Genomic DNA, 13,511 nt, shown 5'->3' on the forward strand with positions numbered 1-13,511 from the left:
CAAAGGTTCTTAATGCATCAGCCCGATGTCACTGAGAGGTCACTCTATTCCCTCAGTTGGCCAATCTTTATTGATATTTTCCTCCATTTGGCCACCTTATTAATTAATACCTACATGGTGAGCCATGTATCGACTGCCTACCTCGCTGCAATGGGGGTCGGGAACCAAGTCTTTGACCTATTTATTACTATCTTTAACTTTATTAGCGTAGGGTGTAGCGTCGTTATCGCTCAATATTTGGGTGCAGGTCGCCGTGATAAAGCTAGCCAAGCTATTCATATTTCCATCGCCTTTAACTTTATATTAGGTTTCTCCAGCGCCTTAATTGCACTCTTTTTTGGCTACAAAATTCTGACTATTATGAATACCCCATCCCACTTAATGGATGATGGGTACGCGTATTTGCACATTTTGGGTATCTGTTTAATTCCAGAGGCGATCTCCATCATTCTCGCGGCTTGTTTACGCGTTTATGGTAAAGCTCAGCCGGCGATGTGGGTCACGTTGATTGCCAACATCATTACCGTGATTGGTAATATGATTGTGCTGTATGGCTTCTTTGGTTTACCACAATACGGTCTGGAAGGCGTTGCATGGTCAACGGTGGTTGGGCGCGTTGTAGCGGTCATTTTACTGTTCTGCCTACTGTTCTATGGTTTAAGGATCAAGTTTACCCCGATGATGCTGATCCGCTGGTCCAGCAAAATGCTCAGTAAAATCCTGCATATTGGTTTACCAGCAGCAGGCGAAAACTTGGTGTGGATCCTGCACTTTATGACCGCATCCGCCTTTATTGGCTTAATGGGTGAAACTGCCCTTGCAGCGCAAACCCTCTACTTCCAGCTTTCGCTCTTTATTATGCTGTTTGGAATTTCCATCAGTATTGGTAATGAGATTATGGTTGGGCATTTAGTGGGCGCTAAGCGTTTTGAAGATGCCTATCGCCGTGCGTTTAAAAGTTTGAAATGGGGCTTTTACGTCACTATCGGCGTGGTGTTTGTGTTCTGGTTATTCCGTGCGCCAATCCTCGATAGCTTAACAGACGATCAAAGCATCATTCAGTTATTACTGCCAATTTTCTTATTATCCGTGTTCTTAGAGCCGGGGCGTACTATCAACATCGTCATGGTAAACGCCCTTCGTGCCTCTGGTGATGCGAAGTTCCCATTATTGACCGCCGTGCTCTTTATGTGGGGGATCGCCATTCCATTGGGCTACTTCCTTGGCATAAAAATGGAGATGGGGTTAATCGGTATCTGGATTGGATTCTTTGTCGATGAGTGGGTTCGCGGGCTCACCAATGCGTGGCGCTGGCGTTCACGTAAATGGCAAAGCAAACGCCTGGATTTAGAAAGCTAAGCTTACGGTATCCTACCTATGAAAATAGGTAGGATTTTTGTGATCGGCATCATATTTGAAAATATTTACCCCTACTAAACCATATTAGAGATAAATTTTCTCTCTTATCCCCATTTATCCATAAACATTGTGAAGTTTTTCTCCGTCCTCTTCATTAAAATAATTCCATCACCACATGACTTTTAGGGATATAACCATGGCAACGCAAACTGAAGAACTTCTCTGGCAATATTTTATCAATGCCGTAAAACAAGACGTTAAACCTGCACTGGGCTGTACTGAACCCATTTCCCTTGCTTATGCAGCGGCAAAAGCAGCGTCTTATTTGTCATCGCCAGTGATCCGCGTTGCCGCATTTGTTTCCCCAAATCTCATGAAAAATGGTATGGGTGTCACCGTTCCGGGAACAGGAATGGTGGGATTACCGATTGCTGCGGCGCTAGGTGCTGTGGGTGGTGATGCTGATGCTGGGTTAGAAGTGTTAAAGTCAGCGTCACCAGAAGCGATTGCTCGCAGTAAAGCGATGCTCGCAGACGGTTCCATCACCGTTGATATTAAATCCCCTTGTGATGATGTTATCTATTCAGAAGCAACAGCCTACAGCGAAAATGATTCTGCCACGGTGATCATCGCTGGCTCTCACACTCATATTGTCAAAATTATCCACGGTGATCAGGTTCTATTCGATATTACTGAGAATAAAACAGAAACTCGGGATCCCGTTGATTGTGGTACCGATGTCAGCTTACCGAAAGTCACCGCTAAGGCGGTTTATGAGTTCGCAACTCAAGCACCATTAGACGATATTCGTTTTATTCTTGAAGCCGCACACTTAAATGATGCGTTATCTCAAGAAGGTTTGCGCAATAGCTATGGTCTGCATATTGGTAAAACGTTGCAGGCTCAACGTGACCGCGGTTTATTGTCCAAAGATTTATTATCCGAAATTATGATCCGCACAACGGCAGCCTCCGATGCACGTATGGGCGGTGCGGTATTACCCGCCATGAGTAATTCCGGTTCCGGTAACCAAGGTATTGCAGCCACCATGCCAGTTGTTGTCACCGCAGATTACCTGCAATCTACCGAAGAACAGTTAGCTCGCGCACTGATGCTCTCCCATTTAATGGCAATTTATATTCATAACCAACTGCCTGCGCTTTCTGCATTATGTGCGGCAACTACCGCTGCAATGGGTGCTGCCGCTGGGATTGCATGGTTATTAGAAGCTCGCTATGACGTGGTCGCAATGGCAATCTCAAGCATGATCGGCGACGTCAGTGGCATGATCTGTGATGGCGCATCAAACAGCTGTGCAATGAAAGTCTCCACCAGCGCAAGTGCGGCATACAAAGCCGTATTGATGGCGTTAGATAATAGCTGTGTAAGAGGCTCGGACGGAATTGTGTCGGATGATGTGGATCAATCGATTGCGAACTTGTGTTCGTTGGCGGCAGGTTCTATGCGGCATACAGACATTCAAATAATCGAAATAATGTCCTCCAAAGCTCGCTAATTCTTCGCTCTTCGAGCTGTCGCTGTGTTGGCTGCACTCGTTAAGGCTAGTCACATACTTATGTATGCTCCTAGCCCTTAACTCGATTACCGCCTTGCGACAACTCGAATATCTTTGAATTAGAATCTTCTGTTAGCTTCTTCTTTGTTTTTATTGAGTTTCTAGTGCGGCGAATTTTTCGCGGATTTCGGTTTCGGGGAGATCGATACCGATGAAAACGAGGACGCTGCTGCGCGTTTCATCTTCGCCCCAATCTCTGTCCCAATCGGCGCTATAAAGGCGCTGGACACCTTGGAATAATAGGCGCTTTGGCTCGTCGACGATGGATAAAATTCCCTTATAGCGTAATAAATTATCCGCAAAACCGAGTAGTAAATCTTCCATCACTTGGGAGACGGCCATCAGCTCAACCGGATAATCAAACTCCAGCACAATCGACCCCACCTCGTTTTGCTGCTTAGGGGCAAAACGGAACGTCGGTTGCTTAACATTGAGCTTTGAATCCAGCAAAAAGCCTTCAATATCTAACAGCAAATCTAAATTAATATCCCCATGAACCACTGGATAAATTGGTGCTCGGGCATTAATACGCTGCAAACGCTCAATCAGCGCATCGGTATTTGGCTCAATGTCGGTTTTGGTAAGAAGAATTCTGTCAGCATAGCCAATTTGCGCTTGAGCAATGGCGAAATCATTAAGTTGCTTATCGGCGTGAACCGCATCCACCAAGGTAATAATGCCATCCAATAAATAACGCTCGCACAGTACTTCATGGGAGAAAAATGTTTGTGTAATCGGACCTGGATCTGCCATTCCCGTGCACTCAATCACTAAACGCTCAAAATCGAGTTTGCCGCTGTCTAAACCGTCCAATAAATCCAACAACGCATTCTCTAACTCATTAGAACGGCTGCAACAAATACAACCATTACTTAAGGTGGTGATTTGTGTGGCACGATCGCCAATCAACGCATTATCGATAGGAACTTCGCCGAACTCATTTTCGATCACGGCAATTTTATGACCATGATCCGCGTTGAGAATGTGGCTCAATAGCGTGGTTTTTCCTGCACCCAAAAAGCCCGTTAAAATCGTTACATTGATTGGTTTCATTATTGCCCTCATCATGCCGTTCATTTATAAGAAAATTCGTTAACAACAGCGAAATCCGCCTTTACCACTGCCGCCGTAGCGAGCATCTTGTCGTTCACGGAAAAATTCTTTATAGGTCATCACAGGTTTATCGGGGTGATTATCTTTCATATGCTGCACATAGGTATCGTAATCGGGGATCCCCACCAGCATACGCGCCGCCTGCCCTAAATATTTACCGGTTTTACCCAAGTTTCCAAACATAGTCCTCTCCAAAGGCAAAATGCCCGACATTGTTTTTTCGTACAATGTCGGGCTTCCCTTACTGTTTCGAGTGAAACTCAACTCGACGCATTATTCTGCTCTTAGTGTGAAGATGACACTTTCACACCCTCTTTAGGAACAGGAACATAAGGGGTTTCTTTATCTGTACGATTTGGGTTTTTATGGGCTTTCATTCCCACACGAATACCGTAGAAGATAATACCGTAAACCACCACTAAGAACAGAATACTCAGACCCGCGTTAGTGTAGTTATTAATAATAATGTGATTCATATTAGTAATTTCTTGTGCCGTTAACTCAGCACCACCCGCGGCGATTTTCTCTTTGTAAGATTTCGCTAAGTATAAGAAACCTTCCAGTTGAGGATTATCACTGAATAATTTCAGTCCTAGTGCCCATGTAGTACAGATTAATAACCATACCGCTGGCAACACAGTCACTAAGATGTATTTACTGCGTTTCATCTTAATTAATACAACCGTACTCAGGACTAACGCTACCGCTGCCAGCATCTGGTTGGAGATACCGAACAGTGGCCACAAGCTCTTAACGCCGCCCAGTGGGTCAACAACGCCTTGATACAGTAAGTAACCCCACAAACCTACACATCCTGCTGTACCAATGATCCCTGCAAACAGAGAATCGGTTTTCTTCAGGAATGGTACGAAGTTACCCAGTAAATCTTGCAGCATAAAGCGACCAGAACGGGTACCCGCATCCAGAGCCGTTAAAATAAATAGAGCTTCAAACAGAATACCGAAGTGATACCAGAAGCCCATGTTGGCAGCTGGCATAATTTCGTGGAATACAAACGCAATACCGACAGCTAAGGTTGGCGCACCACCTGCACGGTTTAGAATCGAAGGCTCACCAATGTCTTTTGCTGTTTGCATGATTTGTTCTGGAGAAATGACAAAGCCCCATGAACTGACCGTTGCAGCCGCATGAACAGACACATCTTTCAGTTGCGCCATAATTGCAGCACCATCTGGACCACCCAGCTCATGCAGGTTAGGCATAGTAATACCTAATGCTGATGGTGGGGTGTTCATTGCAAAGTACAGACCAGGCTCGATGATAGAAGCTGCGACTAACGCCATGATAGCGACGAAAGATTCCATTAACATCGCACCGTAGCCGATGTAACGCGCGTCTTTTTCGTTCGCTAACAGTTTTGGCGTCGTACCTGAAGAAATTAAGGCGTGGAAACCGGATACCGCACCACACGCAATGGTGATGAACAAGAATGGGAACAGTGTACCTTTCCAAACTGGACCAGAACCATCAACAAACTGTGTCACCGCTGGCATTTTCAGCTCAGGGTTCAGGATAACAATACCTACAGCCAAACCAACGATAACCCCAATTTTCAGGAATGTCGCTAAGTAGTCGCGAGGCGCCAAAATCAACCATACTGGCAGTAACGCGGAAACAAACGCATAACCGACTAAGGCATAAGTAATCGTCGTATCTTTAAAGGTCAGTGCTGGACCCCAGTAAGGGTCATGAGCAATCACACCACCAAACCAAATAGAAGCGACTAACAGTGCAATACCGATAACGGCAATTTCACCCACACGCCCTGGTCGGATATAGCGCATATATATCCCCATAAAGAGCGCAATCGGCACAGTGGAGCAAACTGTGAACACACCCCATGGGCTTTCTGCCAGTGCCTTAACCACGATCAGCGCCAATACTGCGAGGATGATGATCATAATTAAGAAGCAGCCAAACAATGCTAGCGTACCTGGGATTGGACCCAATTCTTCTTTAACTATCTCACCAAGAGATGCACCGTTACGGCGTGAGGAGATAAACAGCACCATAAAGTCCTGTACCGCCCCCGCAAGGACAACCCCTGCCAATAGCCACAATGTTCCCGGTAAGTAACCCACCTGAGCCGCTAATACTGGCCCAACTAATGGGCCCGCCCCTGCGATAGCCGCAAAGTGGTGACCAAACAGAACGTTTTTATTGGTTGGAACATAGTTTAAGCCGTCATTATTAATGACCGCCGGTGTAGCACGCGTTTCGTCCAACTTCATCACTTTTTTAGCGATATATAAGCTGTAGTAACGATAAGCAATCAAGTACACCGCCACAGATGCGACGACGATCCACAATGCACTAATGTGCTCGCCGCGTCTTAGTGCGACAACCCCTAAACAGATTGCACCGATGATCCCGAGGATCATCCATGGAATGTGTTTTAAAATACCATTTTTGTTCATAGAACACCCTTCTGAGGTAGAACGAACATGCCATTAATACGTAATTACCGTTTATTAAACTGCGAAAACGTTGTTTTTAATCGTTTTCGATGAATAACAAATGATTTTTTAATAGGCAGTGGTTGAATGATTTTGAATGTAAAAAATTGAGTTCTGCCATAGTGGGTATGGTAAAAAATTACTATCAGGAAAAGCGAAAAGTTACCTTGAGTGGTGGCATACAGAATTAAGCGGTTAGTTTTTTGCGGTGAATGGTTTTCAAGAGTCACTAAACCCTCAAAAAATGTGATCTGAGTATCAAATATTTTTTATTTCAACAAGTTAAGTAACTTTTAAAATCATGTTTTGATTGTGACTTTTGTTAAATCCTTGAGATTAATACATGAATAAAACGCTAATTTTTCCTACTCAGTGGATTAACAATTTCTTGCCATTCACCCCCAACCCACCAGCTATGTTCTCCGTCAGTTTGTCGCTCACACTTCTTGCCTACCTTGGCTTTACCGTTTTCGAATGGATATGCACAATCATAAATCGGCTCAATCACAATCTCTCCGGTTTGGGCGTTGGCATAACCTATTTTTTCCCCCTGACAAATTCGGTATAGCCCGTCACTCGCAGGGTCGAGACCATTATCAAAATAGTAAAATTGATACACTTCATTACCCTGCTTATCTACGAGCCTGATACCACCTTTTTTGTATACGCTTCCTTTAAGGCAATACAGGAAAGGTGAAGAAGGTTCAAAGCAGCGGATTTTTTCGCTTTCATCTTCCGCCATTAACTGAAACTGTTCTTCAAGCGGCATGGCTGACGCCATCGCCGTCATAAACACAGAAATAGACAATCCCATCAGCAGGCTTTTTATTGGTATGGTTTTCATTAATATTGCTTTCATTCGTAAAGGCACCTCTTATTTTATTAGGCGTTCAGCATCCCTTAAAGCATTCCCAATGAGTATCAGATAATCACGCAATTTTTTTTATGCATCTTTTTCGTTCGCACTATTTTTCACTAAGAATAAACCAATTAATAAAGCATTAACTTATTAATGAAATTAAAAATAAGACTAAAAAGTTATGAGATTAATATTTTCCTTTTAAATAACAATAATTAGAGAAAATTAAAAAATAGTTACATAGGAAATTATTTTTGAAGTGAATCACACTAACAGAACATTATTTATACATTAATAACCTAAAGGCGTTATTGTTAAATAAATGATGATTGAATGTTAATTTCAACGGGGAAATAAAATGAGCACACAAAAATATGACTATATTATTGTCGGTGCAGGCTCCGCAGGTTGTGTTCTCGCCGCACGCCTGATCCAAGAAACCCAAGCTCGCGTGCTGCTTATTGAAGCTGGCGGTAGCGATAACCATATGTTTATCCGTATGCCTGCTGGCGTCGCTAAAATTATTGCCCAAAAAAGTTGGCCATATGAAACCGAACCTGAACCTCATGCCAACAACCGCAAAATGCAAATTGCTCAAGGTCGCGTACTGGGGGGCAGTAGTTCAGTCAATGGCATGATCTACATTCGCGGGCAAAAACAAGATTATGATAACTGGGCACAAAAGTACGGATGCGAAGGCTGGGGTTACCAAGACGTTCTACCGTGGTTTAAAAAAGCCGAGCGCAATGAAAGCTTAACCGGGGAATACCACGGCACGGAAGGACCTCTTCCCGTCAGTGAAAACCGTTATCGCCATCCACTTTCTATGGCATTCATTCAAGCGGCTCAAGAACATGGTTTACCATACGTTAATGACCTTAATGGAGAGAGCCAGCAAGGAACCAGTTTCTATCAAACCACAACTCACCACGGGGAAAGAGCCAGTACATCCAAAACCTATTTGAAATCAGTAGCAAATAGCGACCGTTTAACGCTCAAACTTAATACCCAAGTTAACCGCATTATTATTCGCGATGGGCAAGCGGTTGGCATAGCTTACCAAGGTAAAAATGGTCACGAAGTCGAGGCCTTGGCGCGTGAAGAAGTGTTGGTTTGCTCCGGCGCAATGGGATCAGCGAAGTTATTGATGCTCTCTGGTATCGGACCTGAAGAACACCTTTCCTCTTTAGGGATCAAAACCGTGGCTAATTTACCAGTGGGCAAAAACTTTCACGATCACTTGCATATGTCCATCAACGTCACCACCAAAGAGCCAATTAGCTTATTTGGTGCCGACCAAGGCTTTGCTGCTATCAAACATGGTTTTGAGTGGATGGCATTTCGCAGTGGGCTACTCGCTTCTAACGTTTTAGAAGGCGCCGCCTTTAAAGACAGTTGCAACCAAGGTCGCCCTGATGTGCAAATTCACTTTTTACCTATTTTAGATAGCTGGGATGATGTGCCGGGGGAGCCACTACCTGCCACTCACGGTTTTTCACTGAAAGTCGGTTACTTACAGCCTAAGTCTCGCGGGGAAATTTTACTGCGTAGCCAAAACCCGCAAGACCCGTTAAAAATTCACGCCAATTACTTGGCTGAACCAGAAGATATGGAAGGTTGTAAACGTGCGGTGAAATTCGGTTTAGAGGTATTAAGCCAACCATCCTTGCAAGCTGTCAGTAAAAATACATTGATGCCGCCAGCCCAAATTCAGCATGATGAGGGGCAATTAGAAGAGTTTGTGCGTAATTTCTGTAAAACAGTTTATCACCCCGTTGGCACCTGCCGTATGGGTACCGATACCGCAAATTCCGTCACTGATTTACGTCTTCGCGTTCATGGGATCAACAAACTACGAGTGGTGGATTGTTCGGTGATGCCAGAAATTCCAAGTGGCAATACCAATGCGCCAACCATCATGATTGCGGAGCGTGCAGCCGCGATGATTATTGAAGATAAACAATAATCCCCCTAAAAAGCCCCCCGCCAGAACCTAACAGGCGGGGGATAATCACTATCCTGTTACTTTTACTTGAGCCGCCGCTGTTTTTGCCATCTCTAGGGCTTGCTCAATCGAATCTCCGACCGCAAGCGCCACACCTAAACGGCGAGTTCCCGCAATTTCCGGTTTGCCAAATAAACGCAATTGAATATCAGAACCTAGAGCCTCGTGAATGCCCGAAAAAACCACATTCCGGCTATGCAGCTCAGGTAAAATCACGGCAGATGCACTCGCACCATACTGGCGAATAGTGCCAATCGGTAAGCCTAAGAAAGCGCGAACATGTAATGCGAACTCAGACAGGTTTTGAGAAATCAACGTCACCATACCTGTATCATGAGGGCGAGGAGAGACTTCGTTGAAAATGATCTCATCGCCACAGACAAACAGCTCCACGCCGAATAAGCCGTATCCACCTAAAGCGGTGACAATTTTCTTCGCTACGTCCTGTGCTTTTTGCAAAGCAGCATCACTCATCGCTTGCGGCTGCCAAGATTCGCGATAATCACCTTTTTCTTGGCGATGCCCCACTGGCGCACAGAAATGTACACCGTCTACCGCGCTAATGGTTAGTAATGTAATTTCAAAATCGAAATTCACCATTTTTTCAACAATCACACGCCCTTGACCTGTACGCCCGCCTTCTTGGGAATAACTCCACGCACTATCAAGCTGCTCCGCTGAGCGAATGATGCTCTGCCCTTTCCCCGATGAGCTCATAACTGGTTTTACAATGCAAGGAAAGCCAATTTCATGGGCTGCGGCTTCAAAATCCGCTTTTGTTTCCACGAAGCGGTATTCCGACGTCGGCAGTTGTAGCTCTTCGGCAGCTAAACGACGGATCCCTTCACGGTTCATGGTTAGGTAAACCGCATTGGCAGATGGCACGACTTTTTGACCTTGCTTTTCGAGTTCCACCAACGTTTTGGTGGCAATCGCTTCAATCTCAGGAACGATAAAATCCGGTTTCTCACTTTCAACAAGTTGGCGTAGTGCTTCACCATCCAACATATTGATGGTGTAGCTGCGATGAGCAACATGCATCGCAGGTGCATTGTCATAGCGATCCACCGCAATCACTTCAATACCCAAACGCTGGCACTCAATCGCCACTTCTTTACCTAACTCCCCCGAACCGAGAAGCATAACTTTTGTCGCGCTAGAACAAAGTGCAGTACCTAATTGGCTCATGATAATGACCTTATATCCCCAGAGATAAATGCAGCTACATAAAAGATAATGTCTAAAAAGATGGCAGGATTATATACGCAATCGTTTGCCTTGACTATGATAGAAGCATAACCCGTTAACAGTATTATCTGTAAAACGGGCTAACCCATTAAAATTAAAAGTTAAATTTTGGGAGATTCATCCCGCCCAGTCACATACGGTTGGTGACGGGCACCTTTGCCATAGCGTTTATGGAGTAGCGCTAATACACAAAACAGTAAGCCAATCCAAATCAAGGTAAAACTGACACCTTTGACCCAATCGAAAATTTCATTAAACAGGAAAACCGCTAACAAGAATTGAATTGTTGGCTCGATATATTGCGCTAAACCAATCACCGTTAATGTGGTACGTTTAATGGCTGCCGTGAAAAAGAGTAATGGAATGATAGTCACAGGCGCCGCCAACATGTACAGCATTTTGGTTTGCCAATCACCATTATCTACCGCACTCATTCCATGCGCGGATAACCACCATGTAATACCTACCGCCAAGGGTAATAACCAGAGCGCCTCTAAAAACAGCGAGGTGATAACATCAAAGCGAATAAATTTACGGATCAAACCATAAACTGCAAAAGCGCTCCCCATCACTAACGCTAAAACGGGCAATTCCCCATATTGAATGATTTGGTAGGCAACACCTGAAAAAATAAATACAACCGCCAGTTTTTCAGCGAAGACTAAACGCTCTCGCAAGAAAATCACACCAAGCAAGATTGAAAACAACGGGTTAATAAAATAACCCAAGCTCGCGGCCAGTACTTGCCCATGAGTTAACGCATAGGTGAAGGTTGTCCACGATACCGCCATAATCGAGGAGCTAAAAAAACATAACACAATTGAACGTTTATCCGCCCACACTTGCTTCCACAGGGATTTATTCTTGATAAGCAGCCGAATAAAAAATAAGAACGGAAGAGACCAAATCAATCGTTGCGCCAGTAACTCCATAGCTTGAGCATCAGGAAGTAACCGATAAAACAGCGGGGTTATCCCCCAAAGAATATAAGAAAAGATAGCTAATGCTACCCCAGAACGCAGCAACATAATTTATCCGTATGAAAGTGTGGTTGATTTTTCTTCTCTATAATACGCCAATAACGGAAAGATAATAGGTTGAAGTGCAAACTATCACTAAGGTTATCGACCAATTTATTCACACTAAACACTTTTATTAATGATACGAAAACCTATAGTGCAATACCTTTTAAGGAAATCATTACGTGTATTCACTCACTTTTTTAGAGTACTTTGCAATTTTACTGAGATAATTTTAATGACTTCACCACAAAACTTAAAAACAGATAAAAATTATCAAGGAGGATGATTAATTAAATTTCATAAAATTGCTAATAGTGCTTTTTATGACTACCATTTTGCGATATTATTACTTAGCTAAATAACATTATTTTCATGTTATCTAGAAAACATAATAATCGTAAGACAAGCTTAAAACTCTATCTTGTTACAAAACATTAAACAGATGTTACGTTTTGACACATACTTTAACCTTTGTTTCTTTTTTATATTAAAATTAGGCAAGTACTTTTTTTAATATCATTTACGTTCAGCAATAATCTATAAAAAAGAATAGTTGAAAATATATTACCATTTCTATCGGTGAATTATTCTCATTCTATTAAACTACGTTAATTTGAATGTCAAATCCGTTTAACAGGAGTTTGGTGATGAATAGCACCATTCATGTAATCGTTGAAAACGATAATGTCTTTAAGAATAAACTGAAATCAAAGATGGAATCTTTTGATTTTATATTTAAATTCTATAATGACGAAGAGGTATTTATTAGTACTTATACTTACCCTAAAGAAGAGAATGCAAAGGATTGTGTTTTATTATTCGTAGGCAATAACTCCAGTCATATTAATAAATTAAAAAACCTTACTCAATCTTTAGCCGTTGTCCCTGTTATCGTCATCGTAGAAGAACCTTCTGCTGCACTATGCAGAGACTGTTTCAAGGCTGGAGCCTTTGATTTCTACGCATTTCCATTTGATGACAGAGTGTTTCTAAGCGCTATTCAGGGAGCTAATGAACACTTCGATAAACAAAATGAAAATCATAAAAAATATATCTATTTAACCAATAAATTCGAACGTCTCTCAGCTAGAGAGCGTGAAATTATGGACATGATTTTAGACGGAAACACCAGCCGAGAAACGGCCGAAAAACTGTCATTATCACCAAGAACCGTAGAAGTGCATCGTTCAAATATTTATACAAAACTAGGAATAAAATCACTACCTCAATTAATCCAAGAGTATGAATATATTAATACTTATTCTGCAAACGCTTAATTCTCTTTATTCACCAGACACCCCTTCTGCCTAATGGTTTATCAAAAAGCCATTAGGCATTTTCCGTTCGCAAAATTACCCAGAAAAATATAATTAAATTTAGATTTTTATTTAGATAACTATTTAATTTAATCATTTAACTTAACTATTCACTTAACTATTCGGTTAACTATTTTTCACTATCAAACTTAGCATAATGATTATGCTTTCTATTCCCCTTTATTAATCTATCATCCTAAAATAACTATTTTTTAAGCAATAGTGGAAAATTAAATAAATTGCACTATCATTTTTATACAGAGAAACTGTTACTCTAGTTAGTAATGATAAAAATCGCATTTATGGCTAAATATAAAATTAATATATTTAGTTTAAAATAAAATATAAACCTATATATATCCCCACAACCATTTACTCTAACTGTGAGTACGCGAGTTCACTGAAATAAAAATCTATAACATCAAATTAAAACCAATTCCTAAAAAAAAGCGTACTGAGATCAACATACTTAACAACAAGATAGGTTGATAATCTTAGCTCTTTTTCATTTCTTCTCTTTCGTTTCGCTGCAAGGC

At 42.4% G+C, this 13,511-nt stretch carries 10 protein-coding genes; 4 read left to right on the forward strand and 6 right to left on the reverse strand.

Going from position 1 to position 13,511, the window contains the following annotated elements; all coding sequences use genetic code 11:
* Window positions 1-12 precede the first annotated feature (12 nt).
* Together HFU86_RS15060 and HFU86_RS15065 are read left to right on the forward strand one after the other, a co-directional pair.
* Window positions 13-1,359, forward strand: a complete 1,347-nt coding sequence (locus tag HFU86_RS15060) for an MATE family efflux transporter (RefSeq protein ID WP_187129590.1) — start codon at window positions 13-15, stop codon at window positions 1,357-1,359.
* Window positions 1,360-1,555: 196 nt separating this feature from the next.
* Window positions 1,556-2,875: an L-cysteine desulfidase family protein gene (locus HFU86_RS15065; RefSeq protein WP_132496759.1), complete on the forward strand. Its 1,320-nt coding sequence runs from the start codon at window positions 1,556-1,558 to the stop codon at window positions 2,873-2,875.
* 150 nt (window positions 2,876-3,025) lie between these two features.
* Here HFU86_RS15065 and yjiA read toward each other — a convergent pair whose 3' ends face one another.
* The 4 genes from yjiA to HFU86_RS15085 form a co-directional block, all read right to left on the reverse strand.
* Window positions 3,026-3,988 carry a GTPase gene (gene yjiA / locus HFU86_RS15070; protein ID WP_187129591.1) on the reverse strand — a complete coding sequence of 321 codons (963 nt, stop codon included), beginning with the start codon at window positions 3,986-3,988 and terminating at the stop codon, window positions 3,026-3,028.
* Between the two features lie 39 nt (window positions 3,989-4,027).
* Window positions 4,028-4,231: a YbdD/YjiX family protein gene (locus HFU86_RS15075; RefSeq protein WP_036955629.1), complete on the reverse strand. Its 204-nt coding sequence runs from the start codon at window positions 4,229-4,231 to the stop codon at window positions 4,028-4,030.
* A gap of 101 nt (window positions 4,232-4,332) precedes the next feature.
* Complete coding sequence (locus HFU86_RS15080) at window positions 4,333-6,486, reverse strand: carbon starvation CstA family protein (protein WP_036955633.1); 2,154 nt, start codon at window positions 6,484-6,486, stop codon at window positions 4,333-4,335.
* Between the two features lie 394 nt (window positions 6,487-6,880).
* Window positions 6,881-7,384, reverse strand: a complete 504-nt coding sequence (locus HFU86_RS15085) for a WG repeat-containing protein (protein WP_255425993.1) — start codon at window positions 7,382-7,384, stop codon at window positions 6,881-6,883.
* Between the two features lie 358 nt (window positions 7,385-7,742).
* On the opposite strand from HFU86_RS15085, the gene HFU86_RS15090 reads away from it, so the two are divergent.
* Entirely contained in the window at window positions 7,743-9,350 is a 1,608-nt protein-coding gene (locus HFU86_RS15090; RefSeq protein WP_187129592.1) for a GMC family oxidoreductase, read from the forward strand.
* A gap of 48 nt (window positions 9,351-9,398) precedes the next feature.
* On the opposite strand, the gene purT is transcribed toward HFU86_RS15090, so the two are convergent.
* Both purT and rarD read right to left on the reverse strand, forming a co-directional pair.
* Window positions 9,399-10,577: a formate-dependent phosphoribosylglycinamide formyltransferase gene (gene purT / locus HFU86_RS15095; protein WP_187129593.1), complete on the reverse strand. Its 1,179-nt coding sequence runs from the start codon at window positions 10,575-10,577 to the stop codon at window positions 9,399-9,401.
* Window positions 10,578-10,738: 161 nt separating this feature from the next.
* The gene (rarD, locus tag HFU86_RS15100; RefSeq protein ID WP_132496763.1) at window positions 10,739-11,665 is read right to left on the reverse strand and encodes an EamA family transporter RarD; all 927 of its coding nucleotides are present in this window, start codon (window positions 11,663-11,665) and stop codon (window positions 10,739-10,741) included.
* Window positions 11,666-12,306: 641 nt separating this feature from the next.
* On the opposite strand from rarD, the gene HFU86_RS15105 reads away from it, so the two are divergent.
* Window positions 12,307-12,936 carry a response regulator transcription factor gene (locus HFU86_RS15105; RefSeq protein WP_187129594.1) on the forward strand — a complete coding sequence of 210 codons (630 nt, stop codon included), beginning with the start codon at window positions 12,307-12,309 and terminating at the stop codon, window positions 12,934-12,936.
* Window positions 12,937-13,511: the final 575 nt, after the last annotated feature.

It is taken from the genome of Providencia sp. JUb39 (genome assembly GCF_012272845.1).
Lineage (GTDB): Bacteria > Pseudomonadota > Gammaproteobacteria > Enterobacterales > Enterobacteriaceae > Providencia > Providencia lanzhouensis.

Coding starts and splice junctions, on each gene's coding strand:
- HFU86_RS15085 (WP_255425993.1), bottom strand. CDS start 7,384: ATGAAAGCAATATTAATGAAAACCATACCAATAAAAAGCCTGCTGATG.
- HFU86_RS15105 (WP_187129594.1), top strand. CDS start 12,307: ATGAATAGCACCATTCATGTAATCGTTGAAAACGATAATGTCTTTAAG.
- purT (WP_187129593.1), bottom strand. CDS start 10,577: ATGAGCCAATTAGGTACTGCACTTTGTTCTAGCGCGACAAAAGTTATG.
- yjiA (WP_187129591.1), bottom strand. CDS start 3,988: ATGAAACCAATCAATGTAACGATTTTAACGGGCTTTTTGGGTGCAGGA.
- HFU86_RS15060 (WP_187129590.1), top strand. CDS start 13: ATGCATCAGCCCGATGTCACTGAGAGGTCACTCTATTCCCTCAGTTGG.
- HFU86_RS15080 (WP_036955633.1), bottom strand. CDS start 6,486: ATGAACAAAAATGGTATTTTAAAACACATTCCATGGATGATCCTCGGG.
- HFU86_RS15065 (WP_132496759.1), top strand. CDS start 1,556: ATGGCAACGCAAACTGAAGAACTTCTCTGGCAATATTTTATCAATGCC.
- rarD (WP_132496763.1), bottom strand. CDS start 11,665: ATGTTGCTGCGTTCTGGGGTAGCATTAGCTATCTTTTCTTATATTCTT.
- HFU86_RS15090 (WP_187129592.1), top strand. CDS start 7,743: ATGAGCACACAAAAATATGACTATATTATTGTCGGTGCAGGCTCCGCA.
- HFU86_RS15075 (WP_036955629.1), bottom strand. CDS start 4,231: ATGTTTGGAAACTTGGGTAAAACCGGTAAATATTTAGGGCAGGCGGCG.